The organism is Haladaptatus pallidirubidus (assembly GCF_020700235.1).
Lineage (GTDB): Archaea > Halobacteriota > Halobacteria > Halobacteriales > Haladaptataceae > Haladaptatus > Haladaptatus pallidirubidus.
In genome coordinates this window covers 2,871,278-2,896,243 of record NZ_CP085301.1, presented here as the reverse complement: position 1 = coordinate 2,896,243, position 24,966 = coordinate 2,871,278, and the positions used below count along the sequence as shown (strand labels likewise).

Genomic DNA, 24,966 nt, shown 5'->3' with positions numbered 1-24,966 from the left:
GGGAATAGTTTTTCGCCCTCCACTGCGCGCACTGCGATATGCAAACCGCCACGTCTACGGAAAAACGAACCGGGAGGCGTTCGTTTTTGAAAGGGGTGGTCGCGATGTTCTTGCTCGGCGTTCCGGGAATTGCAGCGGTCGGAATCTCCTCGATAGAAACGCTTCGGCAACTTCCGGAACTCGCCGACCTCCCAGCAGTGACGCTGTTTTTCGTGGGAATCAGTCAACCGCTCGTCCTACTCGCGGTCGCCTGTCTCGTCGGAACCGCTCTTGCCCCGCGTGTCAATCTACAGTCGAGGTTGTTGGCCCGACTCACCGGCCGGATTCAACCGCCGAGTCTGTTCGCCGAGGAGGTACCAATCGGAGTCGGTGTCGGCATTGCGGCGTCGCTCCTCACACTCACGCTGGATTTCGGGTTCACGTTGCTCTTCCCGGTCGACCTCCTGACCACTATCGCTACAGGTGCAAACAACTCCATTTTCGGCGTTCTCGCGGAGATTCCGGTTCGGTTTCTATACGGCGGTATCACCGAAGAATTGCTTCTTCGATACGGGTTCATGACGCTCGTCGTATGGGGCATCTGGAAACTGACGGGGAGCGAACGCCCGTCAGACCGGCTGATGTGGGTCGCAATTTTCGTCTCCGCCGTCGTTTTCGGTTTGGTTCACCTCCCTGCGATGTCGCTAAACGCTCCCTTGACCGCCGTCGTGGTCGTCCGAACGGTTCTGCTCAACACAATTGCCGGAGTCGGATTCGGCTGGCTCTACTGGCGACAGAGCCTCGAAACGGCGATGGTCGGCCACGCCTCGTTCCACGTGGTTCTCGTTATCGTCTCATTGGTTCTCGTCGCGTAAGCGGCAAAGGCGGCTTCTGCCGAAGTATTGTTTTGTCTTCTCCTTCTTCGTTCGACCATGGCAACCAACCGTAAGTACCTCCTTTCACAACGGCCGGACGGCACACCAGACCGCGAAACGTTCGAATTGGTCGAAGAAGACGTTCCGGAACCCGGGCCGGGCGAGGCGCTCGTCAAAACCCTGTACCTCTCGGTTGACCCGTACATGCGCGGTCGGATGCGCGATGCGGAATCCTACGCCGAACCGTGGGACGTCGGCGACCCGCTTCGGGCCGCCGTTGTCGGCGAAGTCGTCGAATCCAACGGCACGGAATTCGAGAACGGCCGACTCGTCGTCGGAAACTTGGAGTGGGCCGATTACGCGACCGCACCCGGCAGTGTGCTCCAACCAGTGAATCCCGACCACGCCCCGATTTCGACGGCTCTCGGCGCTCTCGGAATGCCGGGTCGTACCGCCTACTTCGGCACCAGAGAAGTAGCTGAACCAAAGGCGGGCGACACGTTCGTCGTCTCCGGCGCGGCGGGAGCGGTCGGTTCCGTCGCCGGTCAGATTGCAAAGAAATCCGGCGCTCGCGTAGTCGGCTTCGCCGGTTCCGACGAGAAAGTCGAATTCCTCGAATCGGAATGCGGCTTCGATGTCGGTATCAACTACAAAGCAACCGACGACTACGGCGCGGCGCTCGACAGCGCCGCACCAGACGGCGTGGACGTCTACTTCGACAACGTCGGCGGCGAGATTACCGACGCCGTCTTCTCGAAACTGAACGTGGATGCGCGAGTCGCGGTTTGTGGTCAAATCGCGCTCTACAACGAGGAATCGGTTCCGATGGGACCGCGCAAACTCGGCAAACTCATCGAGAGTCGTGCCCGGGTGCAGGGCTTCCTCGTCGGCGACTTTTCGCCGCGATTCGAACAGGCGACCAAGCAGTTGGCGGAGTGGGTTGCGGCGGACGAACTCGCCTACCGCGAGACGGTGACCGAGGGGTTGGAGAACGCCCCTGACGCCTTCTTAGGACTGTTCGAAGGAGAGAACATCGGCAAGCAGTTGGTGAAAGTCGGCGAACGAAGCGAGTAATCAAACATACTGAGTCAGTTGTAGTTTCGAAGACGGCAGAAAGCATATATCTCAAGGAAGTAAAAAATTTTATATTTTTGCGTCCCTGTCTCGTCGAACTGTCCTTCGTTCTCTCGTCTCGGGAACGTTCGTCGCAATTGCTGGATGCCTCTCAGAGAATCATCCTGAGTCGGCTCCCGCAACTGGAACCACCTCAACCACGATGACGATCGATTCCACCGAACCGACTTCGACTACGACCACGCCCAACTGGCGACGGTGTGAGGAACGACGGACGCCGACTGCTGCCTCTCACGACGGAAACGTCGATCAGAAACCGTATCCGACGGTTCCCGGGGAACTCACGAGTCAGACAGTCACTTCGTTCGTTGAGGAGACGGAACAGGCGTACCTGTGGAACCGAATTCTCGAACGAGAGCGAAATCTCGTCTATATCGACATCATGTCCATCTCTATCACCGATTCGAAACACACCGAGACGGGGTTCGTCGTGTACCTCGTCGCGGAGTTTGGATACGGAACCGATGAGAATGAAGACGGCGAAGCGACCGTTCACGCCGACGGGGCGGTGAAAACCAGTTATCTCGTGAACGACCGATTTGTCGGTCGCGTCGAGTCAACGAATTGGGAACACGTTGTTCCAAGGGAGGCGGCCGACGGAACCGTGTTGTGGTGTCTCCCGAACATCACCGACGAGGATTCCGCGTAGCGTCGTTCGGCACGAAGAAATTTCTACGTTGACAGCGTACCCATTTTTCGGTATGAAAGTACAAGTGGGGGAAAAAGAGGTAAACGAATTGGAATGGCGAATCGATGCGGAGGTAGCCGAGTTCGAATTCGAATGGGGGCCGTTCGAGGTCGAAATCGAACTGGGGGGCGACGTGGAGGTCGAATTAGAACTGAAATCAGAGTAGAATTTCCCCGGCTAATTTCCTGAGCATTCCAACCAATCGTTCTATAAGAAGGTTACTCCGAAAGGACGTCAAAGACGGCCGTCACCGACGATAGCGTTGTCAGAGTCGGAACGACTTTCCAACCGTACTCAAAGCTTCCCGTTGACGATGTCGCTCACTTTCTGACGGTCGAACAGTTGTTCGTCGCCGAACTCGTCGGGATAGAGGCCCCGAGCGGTTCGTTCGAGCTGGAACAGGTAGATGATCGGACCTTGGTACGTCAAACCGCCGTAGATGATGCGGTCGTTTTGAACCGCTTGAAGCCTGCTTGCGACGTTGTGGCTTTTCAGATGCGTGGTGATTTTTCGGTCGATGTACTCCTGCGTAATCTCGCCCTGCAATCGAATCGCGATGACTTCGGGGTCGATTTCCAGCAGTGATTCGTAATCGATGGTACCGCCGCCCGCTTGCGCGTCCGAAACGCCGTTCTGGGCCAGTGCGTCCTCGACGTTCAAATCCGTCCAATGTTTCGACTGTGCTCCGGAACCGATGAGGTACGGATAGAACGATTCCGGAGGAATGTCGCCGGGGTACAGAACTGCGACGTTCGGCGTTTCGTCGGGAAGCCGCGACTGAACGTCCGCGAGAATCTCGTCGTGGTACTGCTTGAACGCCTCGTAGCGCGGGCGTTCCTGAAACAACTCAGCCATCTTCTCGAACGCTTCGTACATCGAGTAGTCGGCGTACTCGTGCCAGTCGTAGACCCTCGTGAAAATTGTGTTGCCGAAAAATGGGCCGACGTTGTTCCCGATTTCATCGACATCGCTTTCGCTCCACTGGAGGCGGTGTATCATGAAGTTGGGGTCGATAACGTGAACGTCCGCATTGAGTTCGTAGAACAGTTCTTTGCCGGTTCCATCCTGCCACAGCTCCGTGAGCTCGCTTTTATCGACGGAGACATCCGGCAGTTCTTCGTACAGGTGTGAGCCGAAACGGGCGCGAACACCGATAGCCGAAAGTCCGTCGCTTTGGCCGAGCGCGACGCCCATGTCGGCGTAGTCGCCCGTGTAGGGAACCCACGTCCGAGGAACTTCGTCGAACTCGACGGTTCCCACCGGTTCCATCGTCACCGAATACGACCCGGTTTCGCTCGTCCCAGAATCAGTGCCGCTACTCGTGGAGGGGTCCCCCGTCGTATCCTTGGAAGCGGAGCTATCGTCGGTACAACCGGCGAGCAGTCCGCCACCGACGATTGCACCGCCGTACTTCACGTAATCCCGTCGAGTCGGTGCCTGCAGGCCGTCTGTGTCTCCTACCATGAATTTAGGCTCGCCTAAAACGGTAAAGTCGTTTCGATTTTTTGGCCAGCCTAAAATTCGGCAGTTCGACATCACACGTTGTACTCTCGCGTGTAGATGAACATGTACACGTCAACCCTGATTCGTCTACGCGAACCCCATTCAACCGATGACAGCATCGCCAGACCTACAGTGGAAACGAATCATCGCAGGGGAATCGCACCGCACGCGATTTCGGTCGTGGGAATAATCGCGGCAATCATCGGGTACACGGTTCTCGTCGCGTTCGGAACCGGCGGCGAACCCGACTCCGGGTCGTTACAACAGTTCAACACGGTCATTGCCACGCAGATTTTCCCGGTCACGACGATTTTGCTAACCGCCGTGGTTTCGGTGGTCGTCCGCCGGGTCGATTCCGACACCGCGATACTGCACGGTTTCATCGCGGCGTGTTTGTCGGACTCCTCGGCATGCCGGAGTCGAAGATGGCGGCAATGTGGGAATCACTCGACGAACGGAACGTCGAGTACCAAGTCCAGTCCATTACAGACGGATACGATGTCACCGATTACTCACCACTCGTCAGCGAGAAATTCTCACGGCGCTATCGAACACGGATACTACGACAATCCGCGGACATGCTCGCTTACGTCCCTCGCCGACGAACTCAACGTGAACAAATCGGTAATAAGCGGGGTTTTCCACTGTGCAGAGGGAGAAATCATCAAGGATTCTCTCGGTGACCCGAGAGGAGCTAAAATGACGGAAATACAATGAGCGACCCGCACCAGACACATCTTCGAAACTAACCAGACGGTACGACCGACTCCCCGAGGCGAATGATTCCTATTCTGTAATCCACTTTCCAGTGGAACTGGTTATTTTATATCGCAGAATGTGATTTATAGAGTAGAAACCGCAATCACAACACACGCACAGAGAAAGCCGCTATGTACTCTCCAGAGACGCCAAAACGGTCGTCTCCCACATTTTTCGAAAATCAGTCGCTATCGAATCGGTACAAATAAAAATCGATTGGTGACTGCGAACGGCGTTACTTACCGCGGCCTTTGCCTTTCGAGTTGCTCGGACGGGTGTGTTCAGTACCCTTTCCGCGCTGTTGCAGACCACGGTTGCTCTGGCCCGCGCTCGTGAGACCACGCTGGGCGCGGCCACGGTGCGAATCGTCGCAAATCCAGTTGAGGTCGTCGTCGTTCTGGATGGCGGGGTGTTCGGGGTCTACGAGAATCACTTCGTGCCACTTCTGGCTCCCGTCTTCGCCGACCCAGTAGGAGTTGAGCACGCGAAGGTTCGGGTACTTCTTGCTCACGCGCTCCTCGGCGATGCGCTGGATGTTCTTGCGCCGACCGAGGCGGTTGACACCCTGCCGCTTGGAACGGCGGCCAGCCTTGTGACGCTGTTTGCGCGCACCACCCTTGCGGACGCTTGCGCGCACGACGACGATACCCTGCTTGGCTTTGTAGCCGAGCGATCGGGCGCGGTCGAGTCGCGTCGGGCGTTCGATTCGCTCGATTGCGCCCTGCTTGCGCCAATCCTGTTTTCGCTGCCACTGGAGTTCGGCAAGTTTGCCGTCGTCCGGGTCTTTCCACGCGTCCCGAATGTGGGAATAGAAACTTTTTGTCATGGTCTATCACCACGGGCGTTGAGTGGTTCAGCGTGAGAACGGTTCTCCGAACCGCGCACGCCACATTCCGTCCTGCGATTGCAGGTGCCCACTGGTGCCCGTTGACCAGCGAGTTATCGAAGATTCCCTATTCGCGGGTTTAAGGCCTTCGTCTTCGGTCTGTCACGCCCAGTACGGTTTTACCAAATTGCGTAGAGTGTAGCAGAAGAGAAACGACTGTCGGCAGTTATTTCGACGTAAGGAACTGTATGCGTTCCGGGAAGCCTCGGATAAAATCCGGGTACGGCCGAAAGCCGTATCCGTACCTTGCTAGTTCAGCCCACACCGGAAAGTCTCTCGGCGGACTATGTAGGTTCATGAGCTTCGTGCTCCGATACGAATCCCGCGGGGTGGCGTACTGATGGCAATTCTCGAACTCGCAATCGCCTTTTTCGTCCTCGCAATCATCGCGGGGGTAATGGGCGCGGGCGGAGTCGCCGGATTGTCGATGGACATCGCAAAATGGTTGGTTATCGTCTTCCTCGTACTGGCGATAATTTCGTTCGTCCTCTGACCAACACTCCGTTTTTTCGCGCGCAAAGCGCCCAGCAGTGACGACGCTACCGTTCGTCGTCCGAATGGTCACGCACCGATTCGAACTCTCCCTCGGTAACTGCTCCGACAACCCCAGGAACGTCCACGTCGCCGACGAGCTGGGGATACTTCCGCTTGAAATAACCGACGACGTTTCGCACGTCGCGCTCCAAGAACTCCGCCGCGTTCTGGTGGTCGGTCGGCACAGCCTGCGGCCAGTCGAACACCGTGATACCCTCGCTGTTAACGAACACGTTGTACTCGCTCATGTCCGCGTGGACGTACCCGCGGGCATAGGCTTCGTCCATTTCGCCCAGCACGAGGTCTAACACCGGAACGACCTGCTGGTCTTCGAATTTCGCGCGTGCGAGTTCAACGCCATCGACTTTCTCCATCACGATTGCGTGCCGATTGTGGTCGATTGGCCGAGGGACGCTCACGTCCGGATAGAGCGCTTCGAGGATGCCGTGCTCTCGCTCGGCGGCTTTCCGCGCCGTGTAGAGCCACGAGACGTGTTCTCGGTCGGAGGTGTAGTCGCGCTCTTTCATCACCTCGCGGAAGTTCGTGTACCCCTCGCGGTGGTATTTCAGCGCGAGCGGGCGAAACGACTGCACTTCGTACACGTCGCTTTCCTTGCCGACGCCGAGCGGCGAGCCGACGCCTTGAATCGTATCCCGCTGTGAAAACGTCCGGAGCGCCAGCGCGTCGTATCCCTCGAACGTGAGTGTATATCCCTCGTACTGAATCGTTTTGCGCTGGAGCAGTTCGCGGTCGAGACAGCGGTCGATTCGGTAGTCCACTTCCTCGGCGGTCAATTGCGAGAAGTTCGGGATTTTCTTCTTCTGAACCCACTCGCTGAAGCGCATCCCCTGCTCGACGCCGGAGAGCAAGTAGAAGTCAGCTTGCTCCAACTCGGCCATCTCTGGCGCGACGTTCCGAACCATCGACTTCGTCTACTCGGCGGGAGCGTAAGGGGCTTGCGCCACGGCGTTCGGTTCGTGATCGGGTTGGGTAATCAGCGCTTTTTTAGTGCATAAATTAAATGTCGCAATATTAAATCGGACAACTTCGACAGCCGACTGTCAGGTGCGGCCAGATTCTTGTACCTCCCACCCACAGAACAGTCATGGACGCGAAACGGGAACTACTGTCGCTCCTGCTGTCGAACGCCCGCGAGGACACCGCCGACCTCGCGCGCCAGACCGGACTCTCGGAATCGGAAGTCCAATCGCTCGTCGCCGACCTCGAAACCGAGGGCGTCATCCGAGGTTATCAGGCGGTCGTGGACTGGAACAATATCACCAGTGAACACGTGGAGGCGAAGGTGGAACTCAATGTCGAACTCGACCGCGAAACCGGCTACGAGCAAATCGCCCGCCGAATAGCGAAATTTCCGGAGGTCGCATCGCTGCGGTTGGTCAGCGGGAACTACGATTTCGCCCTCGACGTGGAAGGGGAGTCGATGCACGACGTGTCGAACTTCGTCGCAGAGCAAATCGCACCGATTCCGGAGGTAACCCAGACGGTCACCCATTTCGTGATGGAGACGTACAAAAAACGCGGCATCGAGTTCGACGACCGCGACGAGGACGACCGCCTTTCCGTCTCACCATGAAACCGGCAGACCGCGTCGAACGGGTTCCACCGTCGGGCATCCGTCGGTTTTTCGAACTCGCGGAGGAACGTGACGATATCATCTCGCTGGGCGTCGGAGAACCGGACTTTTCGGCACCGTGGTCGGCGCTCACCGCGGCAATCGACGCGCTGGAACGCGGAAAAACGTCCTACACGGCCAACCGAGGGCGGAATGATTTGCGGAAAGCGATTTCAAATCACGCCCGGCGGTACGATCTGAAGTACGACCCGGAGACCGAAATTCTGGTGACTGCAGGGGCCAGCGAGGCCATCGACCTCGCGATGCGGGCGCTGGTGAATCCCGGCGACGGGGTCGCAGTTCCGCAACCGTCGTACATCTCCTACGTTCCCGGCGTCACCTTCGCGGGCGGTGAACCGGTTCCGGTGCCGACCACAGCGGACGACGAGTTCGTGCTGACCCGCGACGCGCTCGAAGCGGCAGGTGCGGGGGATGCCGAAGCGCTCGTCCTCTGCTATCCGAACAACCCTACGGGGGCGACGATGAGCCGCGACGAACTCGCGGACGTGGCGGCGTTCGTCCGCGAAAACGACCTGTTCGTCCTCTCGGACGAGATTTACGCCGCGCTGACCTACGACGGCGAACACACGTCTATCGCGACCCTTCCCGAGATGCGCGAGCGAACCGTCGTGTTCAACGGCTTTTCGAAAGCCTACGCGATGACCGGGTTGCGGCTGGGCTACGCCCTCGGGCCGGAAGAGGCCATCAACGCCATGAACCGAATTCACCAGTATTCGATGCTCTCCGCGCCGATAACCGCCCAGTACGCCGCGCTAGAAGCGCTCAGAACCTGCGAGGACGAAGTGGTCGAGATGCGCGACGAGTACAATCGTCGCCGGAGATTCGTCCTCTCGCGGTTCGACGAGATGGGGTTGGATTGCTTCGACGCCAGCGGCGCGTTCTACGCGTTTCCGGCTTGTGGCGGCGACGATGAAGCGTTTGCCGAAACCCTTCTCCGAGAACAAGGGGTCGCCGTCGTCCCGGGGAGTGTCTTCGGCGAGGGTGGCGAGGGGCACCTCCGCGTTTCCTACGCGACCGGAATGGCCGACCTCCGGGAGGCCATGAACAGAATCGAAACGTTCGTCCGGGAGCGGTAAGCGACGGTGATCTTTTCGGATTACCGATTTTTCGGCGGACGGGTTCGACCGTTATCCGTTCTGGATTTTCGAAATACACCGCGTAGTGGTCGTCACCGCCTGTGAACGAGTGGTCGTCCTCGTACAGAATCGGTACGTTGCGCTCTCGGAGTTTTGCGGTTAGTTCGTCAACGTGTTTGCGGGAGTCGGCGTGAAACGCGAGGTGGTTCAGTCCCGGACGACAACGATGGTACGGTTCGTCCAGATAGCCTTCATCAGCCTGCACGACGTGTGCAGTGAACGTGCGCTGGTCAATCGGGAGGGAACAGATCAGTGCCTCGATATCGGCGTGGTGTGAGCGCGCTCACACCACGATCGGGCGATAGTCGTGACAACAGAGACGAATCCGTCGAGGGTATCACCTGCTCCCTCTGATCGAGAGCGAGCAAACGGGAGACGGTCTAACGAGTGCCATTTAGTGAATCAGCTGACTCGTGAGTTCGCCACGCGTCGCAACAAGAGGACGACGATTCCACCAAACACGAGGTCGAACACGCCGAGCACTACTACCGCTGGCACGATGGTGTTCCAGATGCCGGAGAACGCCGTCACATCGATCACCGTGAGAACGTCCTGACCGAGCATCATCGCACGGACGGCATCGACACCGTACGTGACCGGATTGGCCGTCGCCACCATCTGCATCCACTCCGGCAGGGCGCTGATCGGGACGAATGCACTCGAAGCGAACAGCAAGGGAAACTGCAACATATACGCCCACATAGCGGTCGATGTAGCATTCTTCGTCACCAGCGCAGCGATGTTTGAGAAGGCCATAAACCACAGCGAAAACACGATGGCGATGGCGAAAATCCCGAGTACGCCACCCAGTCCCGTTTGGATGTACGTCCCGACCGAGCCACCGGAATCGATCCACAAGATAATGTATCCGAGCACGAGAATCATCGCCGTTTCAACAATGACTCGAATCACATCTGCGAGGGCTTTTCCGAGGAACATCGCCCCCCGGTGGGTCGGTGAGACGAGTATTTTTTCGAACATGCCACTCTCCATGTCGTCGATGAACCCCATTCCAGAGTGGATGGCTATGACCATGGCTGAGAGGATGACGAGACCCGGCGTGAGAAAGGTGATGTAGGTAACGTCGGCTCCAATCATCTCCTGGATCGGCCCTTCGGCAATCTGTCCGAACACCTGCGTGAATAATATCAGGAAGATGAACGGCGTTAACAGTGCCTCGAACACCACAGACGAGTTACGGACGGTTTTCCGGAGCCAGCGTTTGAGCGTGACCCACACATCAGCAGGAAAACTGTTGCCGGCCGCTTGGTGTTCGGCCACCTGCTCCGGTTCGGTCGTACTCATCGACCCACCTCCGTCTGGACGGTGCCATCCGGCCCGTCTTCGTCGGCCGTCTCTTCGCTCGCTGTTTCGCCAGTGATGGCGAGGAAGACATCGTCGAGGGTCGTCGACCGAACGTCGAATCCCGTGACCGTGAAGCCAGCGTCCCGCAGTGCGACGAGGAGGTCGGTCCCGGCCTGACGCGCGTGTTCGGACGTGATAGCGATGCCCTCGTCGGTGCGTTCGATGGTGTCGTTCTCGACCAGCCCCGAGTTACGTGCCACTCGCTGGGCTCGGTTACGCGTCTCGGCAGTCGGATCTTCGAGCGTAATATCGAGGACGTCGCCGCCGACCTGCGATTTGAGCGCGTTCGGTGAATCAGTGGCGATGAGTCGCCCATTTTGAATCACCGAAAGACGGTCGCAGAGTTCGTCGGCCTCTTCTAGGTATTGGGTCGTGAGAAACATCGTCGTCCCTTGCTCGTTGATCTCACGGAAGTATTCCCACAGGCGAAGTCTCGCCCTCGGGTCTAACCCAGTCGTCGGCTCGTCGAGGAACACGAGCGGTGGATCATGAACCAGTGCCGTCGCGACGTCGAGGCGCTTTTTCATCCCGCCGGAGAATTCCCTGGGCTGCTTGTCGGCGACATCCGCGAGATCGACGAGATCTAATAGGTCGTCTATGCGGTCGCCGCGCTCGCTGCGCGGAACGCCGTACATCTCACACGCATACTGGATGTTTTCGCGTGCGGTGAGTTCCTCGTCGACACTCGTTTCCTGGGCCATGTAGCCGATGGACGAGCGGACAGCGCGGGATTCGTCAGTGACGTCGAAGCCGTTTACGGTCACCGACCCGGCAGTGGGCTGTAGCAACGTCACGAACGTCTTGATCGCGGTAGTCTTCCCGGCGCCGTTTGGCCCGAGGAACCCGAAGAACTCACCCTGAGGGATGTTGAGGTCGATACCGCGTACCGCTCGGGTGCCATCCGAGTACGTGAGTTCGACGTTTCTCGCCGTGATCGCATTTGAGGAAGCCTTCTGTGTCTCGGTCGTTCCGGTAGACATGGTCATACTCCCTCCTTCGCTTCTTCCGGAACCGCGTCTTGGATCTCGTTCCCACCGACCGTGAGGAAGTCAGTCGGAGTCGGTTTCCACGACAGGAGATGAGTGATTCGGTGCTCTTCGCCCTCGCTCAATTCGGCTGAACCGCCGCCGATCACAGCCGTATCGTCTGTTGGTCGTGGAGTGACTCCATTCGGAGCGTCGGTGCATCCTGTGTTGATTTCTTGCTTCTGCATCCTTTGCATCACGTAGAGAAAGAAAGACGCCGTTTGTCCTCGTGTGTTACCCCGATTATAATTGGTAGCTTTATAACTGGCCGCGCTATCAGTCACTTGTATGAGACGGTCAATAGCTTCTCATTCAGAGACACGATTCGAGAGAGAACGAATAGTACGATAGAGTACGTGAAACTCGACTATAATGAGATACATAACCGTCGTCCTCGCCCCAACCGATGAATACCTTCGATCGAGCGGCCACCAACAGATGCTGGAAGATGGTACCGGTTTGAGTGAGATACGGATCGATGACACACTCGTCGCGACCCAGGAAGCGATAGAGTATGCCAATCTTCTCGATGATGGGACCGCCGTTGCAATCGTGCAGTTCCGAGGAGATGCCGATCAGGTTGCAACGATAGCAGACGAAACTCCAGAGATCATCTCTTGTACCGTGACAGGTGGTGAGGCGTGGCTGGCGTATCTCCAGTACGAGCCTGACGAGGTCGAAAGAACCCTTTACGAACTGGTCGATACCGAAGCGATCAGTATCGACTGGCCGGTGAGAGATACTGCTGACGGGGTGCAAGTCACCCTCTTCGGTGAGGATGCAGCTCTTCAGCAGATGATTGCTAGCGTCCCTGATAAAATAGACGTACGTCTCGAACGGGCAGGAGAGTATCAGCCAGACACGGATGACCCAGCGGCACAACTCACCGACCGGCAAAAAGAGATCGTGCGGGCAGCGATCGTGGCGGGATACTACGACATCCCGCGGCGTGCAACGCAACAGGACTTGGCGGCCGAGCTCGGACTGTCACAGGGGACAATCGGAGAACATCTTCGGCGGGCAGAAGCGAAAATTATCCAGTTCGTGATTGTCTGAATTTAGGTATGGATGTTTCTCATGAGCGACGGATGGCGAAATCAATCTCGGCAGCCTAAATTTCGCGGAGAGCTATGTACGATGAATCCACCTAGCCGACTTCTGCCACGACTGACCGCCGTTCCAGACCTGATAGATGGAGTAGCCGAGTTCACCGAACAACCATCCCCAGAAAGAGGCCGATGGTTCGAAATCAGCGGCGTACAGTTCGACGTAGTGGAGCAGTCCGGATCGTGAATCGGGAGTCACGGCCAAGGTCGGCGACGGATTGACAAATTATTGTTAAATCAGGGGGACTTGTGGATTATTCGGTCCATTTCGAGGACTCCTGCGATTGGACGAAAACCACTTCGACGGCGGTTTCTTTTCCGGTTCGTTCGGAAACTCGGTCGTCTATTTGCTGTGCGAGGTCGGGTGGCGGTGTACCTGTTGGGTCGACAACGACCCGCAATTGTGCCGGATTGTCGCGGTAGAAATCCAGCGGACGGTACGTGACCCTCGTCTCGATGAGTTCGGAATTTCCGAACTCGGCCTGCGGGCCGACGAACAGTTCTCTGACCTCGCCCGTTGCCTGCTGGTTGTAAACGGCGGTCTGGTTGGTCGCGTAGGTGTCGAGACCGAGACCGGCCGAAAGCACCACGATGGCGACGACGATGACCGCGATGCGCGAAAGGGTTTTCGAGCGGGCCGTCCCCGCAGACCGCAACATTTCGGGGCGATAGCCCGCCACCCACAAGAGTGCCAGTGCGGTGAGGTTGATCGAAAGGAGATTGACGAGTACGTTCACGCTCGCTCCGAGTACGACAGAACTCTCCCCACGCGACACCGAGTCCGACAGTCGCCGCGGGGGGGACGAGCGCGACGGCAATCATCACGCCGACCAGCACCGACCCTGCGCCACGCATGAGACTGAGAACGCCCGCGGCACCCGCACCGAGCGCCAGCAGTAGCGACAGGAAGTTCGGCGTAAATCGTTCCGTAATCGCCGGAATCGTCCGAATGTCGAGGACGGCATCCCGTTTGCCGCTGGGAACGAGTACCTGCACGAGGCGGATAGAATTGTTACGCAAAGAGAATAATTAGATGATTGTACTGATTCCAGACGACGGCCGACGGTGAATGAAGAGAATCGTCCGCAATCGCTTTGCCCGCCCCCTCCTAACTCCGAGCCATGACGCTGGCGGAGAGGGACTGGCGGTTGATTCGAGAGGAGCCGCGGGACGGCCCGCTGAATATGGCGCTGGACGAAATCGCGGCGGAAACCGCGGCGACGGGCGGCCCGCGAACCCTACGCGTGTATCGCTGGGAGCCGAGCACGCTGTCGCTGGGGTACCGACAGGAACCCGAAACGGTCGATTGGGAGTTTTGTGAGAACGAGGGAATTACTGTCACGCGACGACCGACCGGCGGCGGCGGCATCTATCACGACAACTACGGCGACATCTCCTACTCCATCATCGCGCCCGCCGAAGAACTGCCGGGGAGTCTGATGGAAACTTACGAGCTACTCTGTGAGCCCATCTTCGACGCCTTCGAACGCATGGACGTGAACGCGGAATTCACCGAGGAAAAGTTGCCGGTCATCCATCAACCGGCGTGTTATCTCCGCGAACTCCATCCAGCGCACGACGTGGTGGCAGGGGGCCGAAAAATCAGCGGCAACGCACAGTACCGACGAAAAGACGCAGTCATTCAGCACGGGTCGCTGAAGTTCGCCCTCGACGCCGAACGCCACCTTTCGACGTTTTCGAATCCTGAAACGACGCCCGAGACGTTCCACGAGCGCGTGACGACGATAAACGAACGAGTGAGTATCGACCGCGAGGACGCTGTCACCGCCGTCGAATCCGCGTTACAGGAGTGGGCCGAAGCGGATGAGGGTGAGTGGACGGACGGCGAGTTGGTTCGCGGACGCGAGCACGCACGAATCAAATTCGAGAGCGAATCGTGGACGAAACGCCGCGACGACCCTACCGCGTAAATCGGCCCGTTTCGCCACTGCAGTTGGCACAGCGGGCCGCAATGTGTTCGCCCTCCGATGAGATTTCGGCCTCGGTTCGTGTTCCGCAGTCGGGGCAGTCCGATGAAGGCCGATCCGCTCGTCTTCGACTCGCGGAACGAACGCCATTCGTCGATACGGTCGAAGGTGAAATCGTTCGTGTAAAACGGCGATAATATCGGTCTGTCTGCGAGGAGCGAACGACGTTTCTTCGACGCCTCTGTCGTCGGTGACGAACGGCGCGCTAAAATCGGGTGCCGCATCCGCGACCGGCGGGTCATCGGAATCGGACACACGCCAGCGTTTCGTGCAGTCGATTTACGGGTCGGAGGCGCTTCGAAGTGCATTTGACCCCCGGATTACTAGTCAGCGAATATGCGAGTCGGAGCACACGTGTCCATTTCGAGTTCGAAGGTTTCGAGCGACGATTCGAAGCCGCCGCACGACAACATCGCCAACGCGGTTACCCGGCAGGTCACCTTCGGGGGCAACTGCGGGCAGATATTCACGACATCTCCACAAGTGTGGAAAGACCCGGACATCAGCGACGAAGAGGCGGAGCTATTTAGGCGAGAAACGGCCGAAAAACTCGACGGCCCGTGGGTCATCCACTCCTCGTACCTCGTCAACCTCTGCACGCCGAAAGACGATCTCCGCGAGAAGGCGATCGACAGCATGCAGAAGGAAGTCGATGCCGCGGACAAGCTCGGCGTCGAGTACGTGAACGTCCACCTCGGCGCGCACACCGGAGCGGGCGTCGAAGGCGGACTCGAAAACGCCGCCAGCGCGCTCGACGAGCTAGATATCCCGGACGACGTCACCGTGCTCATCGAAAGCGACGCCGGGAGCGGGACGAAACTCGGCGGCGATTTCGAACACCTCGCACAGGTGCTCTCCGCCTCGGAACAAGATCTCGACGTCTGTATCGACACGGCCCACGCCTTCGCGGCGGGCTACGATCTCTCCACCTCCGAGCGCGTCGAGGAAACCATCGAGGAGTTCGACGAAGTCGTCGGATTGGAACGCCTCAAATGTATCCACCTGAACGACTCGAAACACGAGTGCGGCACGAACAAGGACGAACACGCCCACATCGGCAAAGGTCTCATCGGTGATGAAGGGATGGAGACGCTCATCAACTATCCGGAGCTCGAAGACGTGCCGCTCGTCCTCGAAACGCCGACCGAGAACGGGAAGGGCTTCGCGTGGAACATCGAACGCGTGAAGGAACTGCGCGAAAAGTAAACGCGACCAACATTTTTGTAGCCACACGAACAACTATCGACTATGCGTTCCCAGTCTAAAGCCCTCCAACTCGTCGGTTTGCTGGCGTTCGTCGTCGGACTCGTCGGCTACACCGTCTTCGGATGGCGATTCGACTCGACGGGAGATCCCATCATCACGGCGGTCGCTGTCGTCTGTGTCGTCGTCGCAATCGTCGTGACGATTCGCCGGTCGCTGCAAAGCCAGTAGAGAGAGACCCGGATTCGATTTTTAGCCGAACAGGAAACTCAACAGCCACAGCGCGCCCATTCCGGCGACCAACGTAGCCAGAATGTCCTCCGTTTTCCACGCGACGAGAATCGCCAATCCGCCCGCGAACAGTCGCAGATTGTCCGCTGAGAGCGCGATTGCGCCATCGGCGTAGACGAACTGCGGGACGACCAACGCGGAAAGCACCGCCGCGGGGACGAACCTGAGCGCCTGCTCGACGCGCTCCGGAATGTCGTCCAATCGCCCGAAAAAGGCGATAAACGACAGCCGAATCAGGTACGTTCCGAGACCCGCCGCGACGATGATGAGCCACAACATCTCCGACCCGAAGTTCGTCTGCGGCATTCAGGCCACCTCCTCGGTCAGCAGTCCCGCGACGATGCCGACGACCGCGGCGGTCACGAGGCCGAGGTTGAACGGCAGTCCGTTTGCGGCGACGGCGGTTCCGCCGCCGACGACCGCCGCGACCACGGTCGCACGGCCGGTGACGCTCGGCACGAGCACCGCGAGGAAGACGAGCGGCACCGCGAAATCGAGGTGCCACTCGGACGGGACGCTCGCGCCGAGAACGATTCCGGCGACGGTGGCGATTTGCCACGTTACCCAGAGCGTAGCGCCGACGCCGAGGTAGTACCAGCGCCGATTCGTCTCCTCGTTCTGTTCGAACTTCATCAACGAAACCGCGTAGGCTTGGTCGGTAAGGAAGTACGACAGCCCCGCCTTCCAGCGCGCCGATTGCCGTTTGAAATACGGCGCGATTGACGCGCTGTACATCATCATCCTGAGATTGATGATAAGCACGGTTAGCACGACCACGGCCGCAGGCGCGCTCCGTCCGATGAGGTCCGCCGCGGCGAGTTGCGACGCCCCGGCGAAGACGAAGACGGACATGGCGAGCGCCTGCGGCGCGGGCATACCGGCGTTCACCGCGGCGACACCGGCGACCATCCCGAACGGGATGATGCCGAGCATGATCGGCAAAGAAACTCGAACTCCGGAGAGGAAATCGGTGCGTGATGACGACACTACTTCACCGTAGGTCGGCGTTCGCGTATCAACCTTAGTATGTCGGTAAACATCCGATGGCAATCGTCCGGTGACAATCATCGCCCGGGTGGCGAGAGACCGTCCCGTTTTTGCCGTCCCCGTTCAAAACCCGAATAAGAAATCGTTCATGCGAGAATTCTCCGCCGACTATCTGGAACGAACGCGAGAGGGGATGTGGGAGTCCCGCGAGACGCTTTCCGCCCTCGAACTAGACTCCCGAAAACGCGTGCTGGACGTCGGCTGTGGAACGGGCGAACTCTCCCGAGTTCTCGCCGAGGAAACGCCGGGTAAAGTGGTCGGCACGGACGCAGACCCGCGGCTGTTGTCGGTTGCACAGGAGCACGTCTCGGTCGTTACGGGCGACGCCCACCGACTGCCGTTTCCGGACGACAGTTTCGACCTCGTCGTCTGTCAAGCACTGCTCATCAATCTCCCCGACCCGAGACGTGCCGTTCGAGAGTTCGCCCGCATTTCGTCCGACCTCGTGGCCGCAATCGAACCGGACAACTCGGCCGTGTCGGTCGAATCGACCGTTCCCGCGGAGGGTGACCTGTCGCGCCGCGCCCGCGCAGCATACGTGAAGGGCGTGGACACGGACGTTGCGCTCGGCGGCGAAGGAACGCGAGAAGCGTTCGAGAAAGTCGGTCTCACCGACGTTTCGACCCGAACACACCATCACGCCAAGACGGTCGCGCCGCCGTACTCGGCGCGCGACCTCGAAGCCGCGGAAAAGAAAGCGGCCGCGGATGCGCTGGACGAGCGACGGGAGACGATAACCAAGCCACTTTCGTCCGGTGAATACGAACGGCTGCGCGCGGAGTGGCGCGAAATGGGGCGGTCTGCCATCGAACAGATGCAGGCGAACGAGTATCGGCGAGCAGAGGTCGTTCCGTTTTACGTCACGACCGGGCGGGTGTGAGTCCAGACAGCTGGCGGAATGGGTACGAGTCGGACAGGCGAGTTCGATTCGAAAACCGTTATCACGGCGATGGTTCACGCTGAGATATGGATCCACGAATCCACGAGCATGCCGAGATTATCGTCGATCATTCGGTGAGCATCGAAAAGGGGGATGCTGTCCGAGTCGCCGCCCCAACTGTGGCGGAGGACCTCGCCGTCGCTCTCTACAAAAAACTCGGCGAGCGTGGCGCGAAACCCTCGCTCGCAATGCGGAGTTCGCGGGCCGACCGAGCATTTCATCGGGCGTGTGACGAGGACGATTTCGAACTGCCGAAGCAGTCGCTCGCGGAGATGGAGAAAACAGATGCCGTCATCATCATCAAGGGATCGGAGAACGCGGCGGAGATGAGCGACGTTCCGTCCGAGAAGATCGCGGCCTACAGAACTGCTACCGCGCCTGTTCAACAGGAACGAATGGGTAAGCGATGGGTTGGAACACAGTTTCCCGCGCCCGGCGAGGCGCAACTAGCCGAGATGAGCACCGATTCTTACGAGGAGTTCGTCTACGGCGCGGTGAACAAAGACTGGGACGAACAGCGCAAGTTCCAGCAGGAGATGGTCGAAATCCTCGACGCCGGGGACGAGGTTCGGATTATCTCCGGCGACGCCACCGACCTGCAAATGAGCGTCAAAGGGATGAAGACCATCAACGATTACGGCGAGAAAAACCTCCCCGGTGGCGAGGTGTTCACGGCACCAGTGCCCGATTCCGTCGAGGGCGAAGTGCTGTTCGAGAAACCGCTCATTCATCAGGGTCGGGAAATCGAAGACGTGTGGCTGAAATTCGAGGAGGGAGAGGTCGTCGATTTCAGCGCCGAAAAGAACGAGGCGGTGCTCGCGGGCGTTCTCGACACGGACGAGGGCGCGCGCCGACTCGGCGAACTCGGCGTCGGCATGAACCGCGATATCGGCCGATTCACCTACAACATGCTCTTCGACGAGAAGATGGGCGACACCATCCACCTCGCAATCGGGAAGGCCATTCGGCAGACGGTTCCGGAGGGACAACCGTACAACGGGAGCGCGACTCATCTCGATATGATTGTCGATATGAGCGAAGATTCGTTCATCGAAGTCGATGGGGAGGTAGTCCAGCGAAATGGAACGTTCCGGTTCGAGGATGGATTCGAAGGCTAAGACCGTACAATCCGCCGAGGACTTAAATACGAAACCGCGACCAATCCCGACGTGACCTGAAACCGGTCGCGTTGGTGGTCGAGGACGTTGTGCGGCACGCCCCCCACGCGAACGAAAAGTGCCGTCTGTTCGCCAATCGATTACAGAGCCGAAGTTCGAGAGCCGATTCTGTCGGTTACACCACGTCACCGCGAACGGTCGTGCCGTCCTGTCGCCGTCGATATGATTCGACCGCTTCCGCGGCCGCATCGGTTTTCTCTTCGTTCATCCCGAGCATCTCCAACGCGGCCGGGAGCGTCGGAAAGGCGAACTCGCTTTCCCGCAATTTCCGAAGTGCCTCCGTACTTCGATGACCATCGACCCAGAGACAGACCCCTCTTGGGTCGAGGATTTGCTCGTAGGCGTCGCGGGCCATCGCACCTCGCAATCGTTGGGTGACGTTGTCCTCGAAACTCGAATTGCAGACTTCGAGGTGAACCGGTTCGTTTTCGGGCAGTAGATGCGCCGCTAGACATTTCTCCGGAGCGGCGTAGCCATTGTCGTTCGCCCGAATGAGGTCGGGATGGTCGTCGGCCCACTCCGCACGAACCGTCTTCCCGATACCTTTCAGGCCGTGAGTGTCAACGAACTCTCTTTCGCGGTCGGCGTCGTCGTTTCGGAGCAGAATGTCCTTCGTCACGTACACGTCGAGTCGGTCGATAGGGTCGAGACCGAGCGCCACATCACCATACACCCAAATTTCCCGGACGGGGACGGGCATGGTTTCGTTCTCGACCGTCTCGACGAGTTCCTCGACGCGCTCGATTGCCGCGCTTCGCTCCATCGATCTTCGATTCGGGTTTGATGTGGATAAGTCCGCTGGAACGACGGACGGATTTTGACAACAGTCCAACTTCGCGTTGCGGTCGGCAACGGATTCATGACCGTGCCGACCCTCTCTGCGCGTAGCTTCTGATGATGGCGAGGAGCACAAACCGACATGATTTCGTTTCCCGACAAACAGACATCGCTCGATGGCGGCGGATTCGGTGCTGTCGCGTCGTGGTTATGTGACGAAGAGGGTTCGTCTTCTCTGCTGTTCTCAGCGATAGACGAGGCACTGTGTACTTTCGCATTCAAACGCGACGAACCGCTCACGTGGTGGTCACGCCGCATGACCGACCTGACCGGGCGATCCGATTCCGACCTGGTCGAACGGCGTGCGAAAGACCTCGTCGTCGCATCCGACCGGGCGCGGTTCGAAACCGGCGTACAGACTGCCCTCGATGAGGGCGAAGCATCCTTCGTTGCAGCGTTCGACACGGAAGAGAACCACGCTCGGCTCGGTGACTGTCGAATCGTTCGTCTTCCGGAAACCGACCTTCTCTTCGCGGTCGTCACGGAAGCGAGCGTATCCGAAAAGCATCGAGAAACATTGGATCGCGTCGATACGATAATCTACGCGCTCGATACCGAACTGCGCTACGTTTACGTAAACGAGCAGTGGTACGCCTCTGCGGCCGAATGGGGCCACGACGGAAGTTCGGTACTCGGAAAACACATCTGGACGCAGTTTCCGAAGGCCGCCAAAACCCAACTGCACGACGAAATCGACGTTGCACTGAAAACACAGCAATCGAAAACGTTCGAAGAGTACCTTCCGGAAACGGAGACGTGGATGGTGACGCGGCTCTATCCGTCCTCGGATGGCGTAACGGTGTTTTCGAGGGATATCACCGAGGAAAAGAATCGACAGCAGGAACTCGAACGCTACAAAACCATCGTGGAAACGGTCGGCGACGGAATCTACGCCTTGGACGATTCGCTTCGGTTCCTCTCGGTCAACGAGGCGATGGAAGAACTGACGGGATACAGTCGGGACGAACTCGTCGGAGCACATGGATCTCTTATCGCGGACGAAAAAACGGTCGCAAAAGCGACTCGACAGCGAGAACGCCTTCTCGCCGGTGAAATCGACGTTGGGAGGTACGAAATTCCCATTAGAACTACCGACGATAAAGAAGTTCCTGTCGAAGTTCGATTCACCGCATTGCCGGTCGAAGACGGGAATTTCAAGGGGACGGTCGGCGTCATGCGCGACATTTCCGAACGGGTCGAACGCGACAGACGACTCCAAATCGAACGCGACCGAGTGACGGCGATGTTCGAAAATTCGGGTGATGCCATCGCATACTGTGAGTATGACGGTGAGACGCCGATGATTCGGGCAGTGAACGCCGCATTCGAAGAGTGCTTCGGCGTCTCCGAGGAAATGGTCGGTCAGCCAATCGACAACGTAGTCGTCCCATCGGAGCTCGCGGCGGAGGCGAGCGACATCAACCAGCGGACGAAAACGGGGGAGTACATAGAGCGGGAAGTGAGGCGTAAAACAACCAACGGCGTTCGCGATTTCTTCCTGCGGTCGATTCCGATTCGGCCGGGTGAGTCGGGCGAGCGGTCGTATGGCGTGTATACGGATATTACCGAGCGAAAAGAGCGCGAACGGGAACTCGAGCGCTACGAAACCATCGTGGAAACGGTCAGCGATGGCATCTATACGACCGACGAGCAGTTCCGGTTTACGTCCGCCAACGACGCGCTCGTTTCGATGACCGGCTACGGTCGTGACGAACTACTGGGGAGCACGCCGGAACTAATAACGAGCGAAGAGACGCTTGCGAAAACGACACGTTTGCGCAGGCGGATACTGTCCGGTGAGGCAGAAACGGAAGCGACGACGATAAACCTTCGTTCCGCGAATGGCGACGAAATTCCGGTGGAACTCCGCTTCAAACCGCTTCCGACGGACGACGAGTCACGGGGGGGGAAAACCGTCGGCGTCGTCCGCGACATCACAGAACGAGTCGAGCGCGAGCGCACGCTCCGCGAGAACGAAGAGCGGCTCAGAACCGTGGTCGAGAACGTTCCGGTCGTTCTGTTCGCCGTCGATGCCGACGGAACGTTCACGCTATCCGAAGGGCGAGGGCTGTCGGCGTTCGATGCAGACGCAGGGGATGCCGTGGGTGACTCGATTTTCGACTGGTTGTCCGACTATCCCGCGGCCATTGCCGACATCGAGCGGGCGCTGTTGGGCGAGTCGTTCGATACGATTCACGAGATGCACGACGCGTATTTCGAAACGTGGTATCAGCCGATTCGGGATGACGACGAGGTGACTGGCGTCATCGGCGTTTCGATGGATGTCACTGCACGCATACGTCACGAGCAGGTGCTCACGGCGCTCCACACGGCGACACAGGAGATGCTCGATGCCGAGTCAACGGAAACAGTCGCGCAAATCGCCGCGGAGGTCGGTGCATCGGTTCTCGGACTTCCCGGCGTAGCCGTCTACCTATTCGACGAGGAGACGAACGCGCTGAGGCCGGTGGCGCATTCCGACGACGTACCGAAACTCGTCGGTGAACCGACGCCGTTCGAGGCGGGCGAGAGCATCGCGTGGCAGGTGTTCGTCACGGGAGAGACCCGAGTGTTCGACGACGTGCGCGAATCGGAACACGTCTACAATCAGGATACGCGCCTCAGGAGTGGCTTGTACGTCCCGCTCGGAAACCACGGCGTGTTCATCTCTGTTGATGACCGAACGGCAACTTTCGAAGCAGACGCCATCGAACTGGCGACGATTTTCGCCGCGACGACGCAGGCCGCACTCGACCGCGTGAGTCGGGAATCCGCCCTCCGCGAACGGGAGCAGGAACTCGAACAGCAGACGAAGCGGCTCGAACGGCTTCACGAAACGACGGAACTGCTTCGCGACATCGAGCATCTGCTCGTCCTCGCGGACTCGCGTTCCAACGTGGTCAACGAGGTGTGTGAACGTCTCGTCGAAACCGACCGATTCGCGATGGCGTGGGTCGGGCGGCCCGACGAAACCGCATCACAGGTAATCCCGGAGGCGTGGGCGGGAACCGAACGCGGATATTTGGACAGCGTCTCGCTCGCGCTGGACGACGATTCGGCGATGGAAAATAGAGGAGAGCCCGCCGTGACGACAGTACAAAGTGACGCCCTGACCGTAATCGAAAACGTGGCGGACGTAGCAGGTGCCACCGCAGGATTTCAAAGCGATGGCTGGCGACCCGAGTCGCTCATGCGCGGCTACCAGTCCGTCGTCGGCATCCCGCTCGTCTATCGGGACTACTCCTACGGCGTGTTGGCAGTATACGCCAACCGACCCGATGCCTTCGACGCGCTGTCGCGGGCGGTGTTTTCCGAACTGGGCGAAACCATCGCCTACGCCATCAACGCCATCGAAACGAAACGGGGACTGTTGACCGATCGAACCGTCGAACTCGATTTGCGCGTCCACGACTCAGACGATTTGCTCCAGCGGCTTGCGGCCAGTTTCGACTGCCGCGTCACGTATGAGGGTGTGGTAGCAGGAGACGAGGACGCCGACCATCTGTTCATCACGATTTCCGAGACGGATGTCGAAGCAGTGCAGTCATATCTCGGCGACGTAGTCGGGGTGACGAACAGTCGGCTCGTCAGCGAACGCGACGAGGAATCACTGTTCGAGGTGACCGTCACCGAACCGCTGTTTGCCTCGGCATTGGTCGAACGAGGGGCCGTGCCGGAGTCGATTACGGCGACCGAACAGTCAATTCGAGCAGTTGTTAACGTGCCGCACACGACGGAAGTCAGGGAGTTCGTCGAAACGTTACGAGCGCGCTATCCGGATCTCGGACTCGCCGCGCGAAGGAACAGAGAACGACCGGTACAAACGGTTCAAACGTGCCGCGCCGCGTTTGAGGAGCGACTGACCGACCGCCAGCGACAGGTGTTAGAAACCGCGTATCTGAGCGGTTTCTTCGATTCGCCCCGAAGTACGACGGGACAGGAAGTCGCGGCCTCCCTCGACATCACACAACCGACGTTCATCAACCACCTCAGGTCGGCACAGAGAAAACTGTTCGACCAACTCTACGAAACTAACGTGCTAGATAGCTAGCCGGGGGTGTCCCTTGCTACTGCATAGCTAGCTGGAATCGCTTTGCCGATACTGCACGTGGGTCACGTCGTAGAACGCATGAACGAACGAGCAAACACCGTCGAGACGCCGATTACGGATGGTCGCGTCAGCGAGGCGGTCATACACGCCATCTCGCGGGTAAACGGTGTCGACCCCCTCGAACTCGATTCTCCGCTGTACGACACCATCGACCCGGATGCACTCGACCGACTGTTTCAACCGACGCCGACGGCCGCGCGAGACATCAAATCGAGCGTCAGTTTCACTGTCGCGGGATGCGAGGTGACCATCACCGATAATCGAGTCGTGGCCGCGAAGCGTTTGTCGCCAGTCGATACATGAACGAAGAGACGGACGACAGAAAATCGGATGACCGTACCACTGCCGCGTCCCCGATGGGAACACCGATCTGTTCTCACTGTGGGTCGCCCATCGAGACGACGGATTGGTTTCCCATCGTCACGGAAACCACTGAAAACGGATCCGTCGTCCTCCATTCGTTCTGCGATGAAACGTGCCAAGAAGCGTGGAACCGAGAGCAATCATAGAACCGGTAAAGAAACGACCGGTGAGTAACCGCCTAACCCCACTACAGAACCACCGAATCAATCCATTCCAAATGTCAACCGAGCAAGATAGACCAACAGAAGACGTTCAACAGACCGAATACACCAACGGCGCAGACCGAATCATCATGGTGTACGACCCCGACAACTCGGATGCGTGGATTCGCTCCTGCGTAACCTATCCGGTCGAGCCGTAACCT

The 24,966-nt window shown here is 58.7% G+C and carries 31 protein-coding genes and 1 pseudogene; 20 read left to right on the top strand and 12 right to left on the bottom strand.

Going from position 1 to position 24,966, the window contains the following annotated elements; translation table 11 throughout:
* The first annotated feature begins 38 nt into the window (after positions 1 to 38).
* The 4 genes from LIX15_RS15705 to LIX15_RS15690 all read left to right on the top strand — a co-directional run bounded on the left by LIX15_RS15705 (position 39) and on the right by LIX15_RS15690 (position 2,842).
* Positions 39 to 854 carry a CPBP family intramembrane glutamic endopeptidase gene (locus LIX15_RS15705; RefSeq protein WP_227774099.1) on the top strand — a complete coding sequence of 272 codons (816 nt, stop codon included), beginning with the start codon at positions 39 to 41 and terminating at the stop codon, positions 852 to 854.
* A gap of 57 nt (positions 855 to 911) precedes the next feature.
* Positions 912 to 1,928, top strand: a complete 1,017-nt coding sequence (locus LIX15_RS15700) for an NADP-dependent oxidoreductase (protein ID WP_227774098.1) — start codon at positions 912 to 914, stop codon at positions 1,926 to 1,928.
* A gap of 202 nt (positions 1,929 to 2,130) precedes the next feature.
* The gene (locus tag LIX15_RS15695) at positions 2,131 to 2,637 is read left to right on the top strand and encodes a hypothetical protein (RefSeq protein ID WP_227774097.1); all 507 of its coding nucleotides are present in this window, start codon (positions 2,131 to 2,133) and stop codon (positions 2,635 to 2,637) included.
* A gap of 52 nt (positions 2,638 to 2,689) precedes the next feature.
* Entirely contained in the window at positions 2,690 to 2,842 is a 153-nt protein-coding gene (locus LIX15_RS15690) for a hypothetical protein (protein WP_227774096.1), read from the top strand.
* 128 nt (positions 2,843 to 2,970) lie between these two features.
* On the opposite strand, the gene LIX15_RS15685 is transcribed toward LIX15_RS15690, so the two are convergent.
* On the bottom strand, positions 2,971 to 4,140 hold the full coding sequence (locus LIX15_RS15685; protein ID WP_227774095.1) for an ABC transporter substrate-binding protein: 1,170 nt from the start codon (positions 4,138 to 4,140) through the stop codon (positions 2,971 to 2,973).
* 102 nt (positions 4,141 to 4,242) lie between these two features.
* Between LIX15_RS15685 and LIX15_RS15680 the strand changes: the two genes are divergently transcribed.
* On the top strand, positions 4,243 to 4,896 hold the full coding sequence (locus tag LIX15_RS15680; protein ID WP_227774094.1) for a helix-turn-helix domain-containing protein: 654 nt from the start codon (positions 4,243 to 4,245) through the stop codon (positions 4,894 to 4,896).
* A 277-nt stretch (positions 4,897 to 5,173) separates the two neighbouring features.
* On the opposite strand, the gene LIX15_RS15675 is transcribed toward LIX15_RS15680, so the two are convergent.
* Entirely contained in the window at positions 5,174 to 5,764 is a 591-nt protein-coding gene (locus tag LIX15_RS15675; RefSeq protein ID WP_227774093.1) for a 50S ribosomal protein L15e, read from the bottom strand.
* Between the two features lie 406 nt (positions 5,765 to 6,170).
* Here LIX15_RS15675 and LIX15_RS15670 point away from each other — a divergent pair, with 406 nt between their 5' ends.
* Entirely contained in the window at positions 6,171 to 6,317 is a 147-nt protein-coding gene (locus LIX15_RS15670) for a DUF1328 family protein (RefSeq protein ID WP_345412340.1), read from the top strand.
* Positions 6,318 to 6,363: 46 nt separating this feature from the next.
* On the opposite strand, the gene LIX15_RS15665 is transcribed toward LIX15_RS15670, so the two are convergent.
* Complete coding sequence (locus tag LIX15_RS15665; protein ID WP_227774091.1) at positions 6,364 to 7,281, bottom strand: serine/threonine-protein kinase RIO2; 918 nt, start codon at positions 7,279 to 7,281, stop codon at positions 6,364 to 6,366.
* Between the two features lie 182 nt (positions 7,282 to 7,463).
* Between LIX15_RS15665 and LIX15_RS15660 the strand changes: the two genes are divergently transcribed.
* Both LIX15_RS15660 and LIX15_RS15655 read left to right on the top strand, forming a co-directional pair.
* Entirely contained in the window at positions 7,464 to 7,952 is a 489-nt protein-coding gene (locus tag LIX15_RS15660; protein ID WP_227774090.1) for an Lrp/AsnC family transcriptional regulator, read from the top strand.
* The gene (locus tag LIX15_RS15655; protein ID WP_227774089.1) at positions 7,949 to 9,088 is read left to right on the top strand and encodes a pyridoxal phosphate-dependent aminotransferase; all 1,140 of its coding nucleotides are present in this window, start codon (positions 7,949 to 7,951) and stop codon (positions 9,086 to 9,088) included. The genes LIX15_RS15660 and LIX15_RS15655 overlap by 4 nt, the downstream gene beginning before the upstream one ends.
* Before the next feature lie 462 nt (positions 9,089 to 9,550).
* Here the strand turns inward: LIX15_RS15655 and LIX15_RS15650 are convergent, their stop codons facing one another.
* The 3 genes from LIX15_RS15650 to LIX15_RS15640 are packed head-to-tail and all read right to left on the bottom strand — an operon-like array spanning position 9,551 to position 11,726.
* Positions 9,551 to 10,453: an ABC transporter permease gene (locus LIX15_RS15650; RefSeq protein WP_227774088.1), complete on the bottom strand. Its 903-nt coding sequence runs from the start codon at positions 10,451 to 10,453 to the stop codon at positions 9,551 to 9,553.
* Positions 10,450 to 11,493, bottom strand: coding sequence for an ABC transporter ATP-binding protein (locus tag LIX15_RS15645; protein ID WP_227776905.1), 1,044 nt, complete (start codon positions 11,491 to 11,493; stop codon positions 10,450 to 10,452). The genes LIX15_RS15650 and LIX15_RS15645 overlap by 4 nt, the downstream gene beginning before the upstream one ends.
* A gap of 2 nt (positions 11,494 to 11,495) precedes the next feature.
* The gene (locus LIX15_RS15640) at positions 11,496 to 11,726 is read right to left on the bottom strand and encodes a hypothetical protein (RefSeq protein WP_227774087.1); all 231 of its coding nucleotides are present in this window, start codon (positions 11,724 to 11,726) and stop codon (positions 11,496 to 11,498) included.
* Positions 11,727 to 11,910: 184 nt separating this feature from the next.
* Here LIX15_RS15640 and LIX15_RS15635 point away from each other — a divergent pair, with 184 nt between their 5' ends.
* Positions 11,911 to 12,594 (top strand): helix-turn-helix domain-containing protein, encoded by a 684-nt coding sequence (locus tag LIX15_RS15635; RefSeq protein ID WP_227774086.1) that lies wholly within the window; start codon positions 11,911 to 11,913, stop codon positions 12,592 to 12,594.
* A 72-nt stretch (positions 12,595 to 12,666) separates the two neighbouring features.
* On the opposite strand, the gene LIX15_RS15630 is transcribed toward LIX15_RS15635, so the two are convergent.
* Together LIX15_RS15630 and LIX15_RS15625 are read right to left on the bottom strand one after the other, a co-directional pair.
* Positions 12,667 to 12,843: a VOC family protein gene (locus LIX15_RS15630; protein ID WP_227774085.1), complete on the bottom strand. Its 177-nt coding sequence runs from the start codon at positions 12,841 to 12,843 to the stop codon at positions 12,667 to 12,669.
* 55 nt (positions 12,844 to 12,898) lie between these two features.
* A complete protein-coding gene (locus LIX15_RS15625) occupies positions 12,899 to 13,381 on the bottom strand; it encodes a hypothetical protein (protein ID WP_227776990.1) in 483 nt (160 codons plus the stop codon).
* Between LIX15_RS15625 and LIX15_RS32850 the strand changes: the two genes are divergently transcribed.
* A complete protein-coding gene (locus tag LIX15_RS32850) occupies positions 13,365 to 13,544 on the top strand; it encodes a hypothetical protein (RefSeq protein WP_265338426.1) in 180 nt (59 codons plus the stop codon). The genes LIX15_RS15625 and LIX15_RS32850 overlap by 17 nt on opposite strands.
* Here LIX15_RS32850 and LIX15_RS15620 read toward each other — a convergent pair.
* Positions 13,461 to 13,640, bottom strand: a pseudogene (locus LIX15_RS15620) (DUF389 domain-containing protein); the annotation flags it as partial. The gene LIX15_RS32850 and the pseudogene LIX15_RS15620 overlap by 84 nt on opposite strands.
* A 125-nt stretch (positions 13,641 to 13,765) precedes the next feature.
* Between LIX15_RS15620 and LIX15_RS15615 the strand changes: the two are divergent.
* The 4 genes from LIX15_RS15615 (at position 13,766) to LIX15_RS15600 (ending at position 16,066) form a co-directional block, all read left to right on the top strand.
* Positions 13,766 to 14,575, top strand: a complete 810-nt coding sequence (locus LIX15_RS15615; RefSeq protein WP_227774084.1) for a lipoate--protein ligase family protein — start codon at positions 13,766 to 13,768, stop codon at positions 14,573 to 14,575.
* Positions 14,542 to 14,769 carry a hypothetical protein gene (locus LIX15_RS15610; protein WP_227774083.1) on the top strand — a complete coding sequence of 76 codons (228 nt, stop codon included), beginning with the start codon at positions 14,542 to 14,544 and terminating at the stop codon, positions 14,767 to 14,769. The genes LIX15_RS15615 and LIX15_RS15610 overlap by 34 nt, the downstream gene beginning before the upstream one ends.
* Positions 14,770 to 14,968: 199 nt before the next feature.
* Positions 14,969 to 15,838 carry a deoxyribonuclease IV gene (locus tag LIX15_RS15605; protein WP_227774082.1) on the top strand — a complete coding sequence of 290 codons (870 nt, stop codon included), beginning with the start codon at positions 14,969 to 14,971 and terminating at the stop codon, positions 15,836 to 15,838.
* A gap of 42 nt (positions 15,839 to 15,880) precedes the next feature.
* The gene (locus LIX15_RS15600) at positions 15,881 to 16,066 is read left to right on the top strand and encodes a hypothetical protein (RefSeq protein ID WP_227774081.1); all 186 of its coding nucleotides are present in this window, start codon (positions 15,881 to 15,883) and stop codon (positions 16,064 to 16,066) included.
* A gap of 21 nt (positions 16,067 to 16,087) precedes the next feature.
* Here the strand turns inward: LIX15_RS15600 and LIX15_RS15595 are convergent, their stop codons facing one another.
* Together LIX15_RS15595 and LIX15_RS15590 are read right to left on the bottom strand one after the other, a co-directional pair.
* A complete protein-coding gene (locus LIX15_RS15595; protein WP_227774080.1) occupies positions 16,088 to 16,432 on the bottom strand; it encodes an AzlD domain-containing protein in 345 nt (114 codons plus the stop codon).
* The gene (locus LIX15_RS15590) at positions 16,433 to 17,059 is read right to left on the bottom strand and encodes an AzlC family ABC transporter permease (RefSeq protein ID WP_345411906.1); all 627 of its coding nucleotides are present in this window, start codon (positions 17,057 to 17,059) and stop codon (positions 16,433 to 16,435) included.
* A 202-nt stretch (positions 17,060 to 17,261) separates the two neighbouring features.
* Here LIX15_RS15590 and LIX15_RS15585 point away from each other — a divergent pair, with 202 nt between their 5' ends.
* Positions 17,262 to 18,053, top strand: a complete 792-nt coding sequence (locus LIX15_RS15585) for a class I SAM-dependent methyltransferase (RefSeq protein ID WP_227774078.1) — start codon at positions 17,262 to 17,264, stop codon at positions 18,051 to 18,053.
* Positions 18,054 to 18,139: 86 nt separating this feature from the next.
* The gene (locus LIX15_RS15580; RefSeq protein ID WP_227774077.1) at positions 18,140 to 19,231 is read left to right on the top strand and encodes an aminopeptidase; all 1,092 of its coding nucleotides are present in this window, start codon (positions 18,140 to 18,142) and stop codon (positions 19,229 to 19,231) included.
* Between the two features lie 175 nt (positions 19,232 to 19,406).
* Here the strand turns inward: LIX15_RS15580 and LIX15_RS15575 are convergent, their stop codons facing one another.
* Entirely contained in the window at positions 19,407 to 20,054 is a 648-nt protein-coding gene (locus tag LIX15_RS15575; RefSeq protein ID WP_227774076.1) for a DUF7095 family protein, read from the bottom strand.
* Between the two features lie 156 nt (positions 20,055 to 20,210).
* Here LIX15_RS15575 and LIX15_RS15570 point away from each other — a divergent pair, with 156 nt between their 5' ends.
* The 4 genes from LIX15_RS15570 to LIX15_RS15555 all read left to right on the top strand — a co-directional run bounded on the left by LIX15_RS15570 (position 20,211) and on the right by LIX15_RS15555 (position 24,963).
* Positions 20,211 to 24,179, top strand: coding sequence for a PAS domain S-box protein (locus LIX15_RS15570; protein WP_227774075.1), 3,969 nt, complete (start codon positions 20,211 to 20,213; stop codon positions 24,177 to 24,179).
* 78 nt (positions 24,180 to 24,257) lie between these two features.
* On the top strand, positions 24,258 to 24,542 hold the full coding sequence (locus tag LIX15_RS15565; protein WP_227774074.1) for a HalOD1 output domain-containing protein: 285 nt from the start codon (positions 24,258 to 24,260) through the stop codon (positions 24,540 to 24,542).
* Positions 24,539 to 24,748: a DUF7576 family protein gene (locus tag LIX15_RS15560; RefSeq protein ID WP_227774073.1), complete on the top strand. Its 210-nt coding sequence runs from the start codon at positions 24,539 to 24,541 to the stop codon at positions 24,746 to 24,748. The genes LIX15_RS15565 and LIX15_RS15560 overlap by 4 nt, the downstream gene beginning before the upstream one ends.
* 71 nt (positions 24,749 to 24,819) lie before the next feature.
* A complete protein-coding gene (locus LIX15_RS15555; protein ID WP_227774072.1) occupies positions 24,820 to 24,963 on the top strand; it encodes a hypothetical protein in 144 nt (47 codons plus the stop codon).
* Positions 24,964 to 24,966: the final 3 nt, after the last annotated feature.

What these genes read in the sequence shown, in the direction of transcription:
- LIX15_RS15705 (WP_227774099.1), top strand. Translation starts at nt 39, where the DNA reads ATGCAAACCGCCACGTCTACGGAAAAACGAACCGGGAGGCGTTCGTTT.
- LIX15_RS15700 (WP_227774098.1), top strand. Translation starts at nt 912, where the DNA reads ATGGCAACCAACCGTAAGTACCTCCTTTCACAACGGCCGGACGGCACA.
- LIX15_RS15695 (WP_227774097.1), top strand. Translation starts at nt 2,131, where the DNA reads ATGACGATCGATTCCACCGAACCGACTTCGACTACGACCACGCCCAAC.
- LIX15_RS15690 (WP_227774096.1), top strand. Translation starts at nt 2,690, where the DNA reads ATGAAAGTACAAGTGGGGGAAAAAGAGGTAAACGAATTGGAATGGCGA.
- LIX15_RS15685 (WP_227774095.1), bottom strand. Translation starts at nt 4,140, where the DNA reads ATGGTAGGAGACACAGACGGCCTGCAGGCACCGACTCGACGGGATTAC.
- LIX15_RS15680 (WP_227774094.1), top strand. Translation starts at nt 4,243, where the DNA reads ATGTACACGTCAACCCTGATTCGTCTACGCGAACCCCATTCAACCGAT.
- LIX15_RS15675 (WP_227774093.1), bottom strand. Translation starts at nt 5,764, where the DNA reads ATGACAAAAAGTTTCTATTCCCACATTCGGGACGCGTGGAAAGACCCG.
- LIX15_RS15665 (WP_227774091.1), bottom strand. Translation starts at nt 7,281, where the DNA reads ATGGTTCGGAACGTCGCGCCAGAGATGGCCGAGTTGGAGCAAGCTGAC.
- LIX15_RS15660 (WP_227774090.1), top strand. Translation starts at nt 7,464, where the DNA reads ATGGACGCGAAACGGGAACTACTGTCGCTCCTGCTGTCGAACGCCCGC.
- LIX15_RS15655 (WP_227774089.1), top strand. Translation starts at nt 7,949, where the DNA reads ATGAAACCGGCAGACCGCGTCGAACGGGTTCCACCGTCGGGCATCCGT.
- LIX15_RS15650 (WP_227774088.1), bottom strand. Translation starts at nt 10,453, where the DNA reads ATGAGTACGACCGAACCGGAGCAGGTGGCCGAACACCAAGCGGCCGGC.
- LIX15_RS15645 (WP_227776905.1), bottom strand. Translation starts at nt 11,493, where the DNA reads ATGTCTACCGGAACGACCGAGACACAGAAGGCTTCCTCAAATGCGATC.
- LIX15_RS15640 (WP_227774087.1), bottom strand. Translation starts at nt 11,726, where the DNA reads ATGCAGAAGCAAGAAATCAACACAGGATGCACCGACGCTCCGAATGGA.
- LIX15_RS15635 (WP_227774086.1), top strand. Translation starts at nt 11,911, where the DNA reads ATGAGATACATAACCGTCGTCCTCGCCCCAACCGATGAATACCTTCGA.
- LIX15_RS15615 (WP_227774084.1), top strand. Translation starts at nt 13,766, where the DNA reads ATGACGCTGGCGGAGAGGGACTGGCGGTTGATTCGAGAGGAGCCGCGG.
- LIX15_RS15605 (WP_227774082.1), top strand. Translation starts at nt 14,969, where the DNA reads ATGCGAGTCGGAGCACACGTGTCCATTTCGAGTTCGAAGGTTTCGAGC.
- LIX15_RS15600 (WP_227774081.1), top strand. Translation starts at nt 15,881, where the DNA reads ATGCGTTCCCAGTCTAAAGCCCTCCAACTCGTCGGTTTGCTGGCGTTC.
- LIX15_RS15595 (WP_227774080.1), bottom strand. Translation starts at nt 16,432, where the DNA reads ATGCCGCAGACGAACTTCGGGTCGGAGATGTTGTGGCTCATCATCGTC.
- LIX15_RS15590 (WP_345411906.1), bottom strand. Translation starts at nt 17,059, where the DNA reads ATGCTCGGCATCATCCCGTTCGGGATGGTCGCCGGTGTCGCCGCGGTG.
- LIX15_RS15585 (WP_227774078.1), top strand. Translation starts at nt 17,262, where the DNA reads ATGCGAGAATTCTCCGCCGACTATCTGGAACGAACGCGAGAGGGGATG.
- LIX15_RS15580 (WP_227774077.1), top strand. Translation starts at nt 18,140, where the DNA reads ATGGATCCACGAATCCACGAGCATGCCGAGATTATCGTCGATCATTCG.
- LIX15_RS15575 (WP_227774076.1), bottom strand. Translation starts at nt 20,054, where the DNA reads ATGGAGCGAAGCGCGGCAATCGAGCGCGTCGAGGAACTCGTCGAGACG.
- LIX15_RS15570 (WP_227774075.1), top strand. Translation starts at nt 20,211, where the DNA reads ATGATTTCGTTTCCCGACAAACAGACATCGCTCGATGGCGGCGGATTC.
- LIX15_RS15565 (WP_227774074.1), top strand. Translation starts at nt 24,258, where the DNA reads ATGAACGAACGAGCAAACACCGTCGAGACGCCGATTACGGATGGTCGC.
- LIX15_RS15560 (WP_227774073.1), top strand. Translation starts at nt 24,539, where the DNA reads ATGAACGAAGAGACGGACGACAGAAAATCGGATGACCGTACCACTGCC.
- LIX15_RS15555 (WP_227774072.1), top strand. Translation starts at nt 24,820, where the DNA reads ATGTCAACCGAGCAAGATAGACCAACAGAAGACGTTCAACAGACCGAA.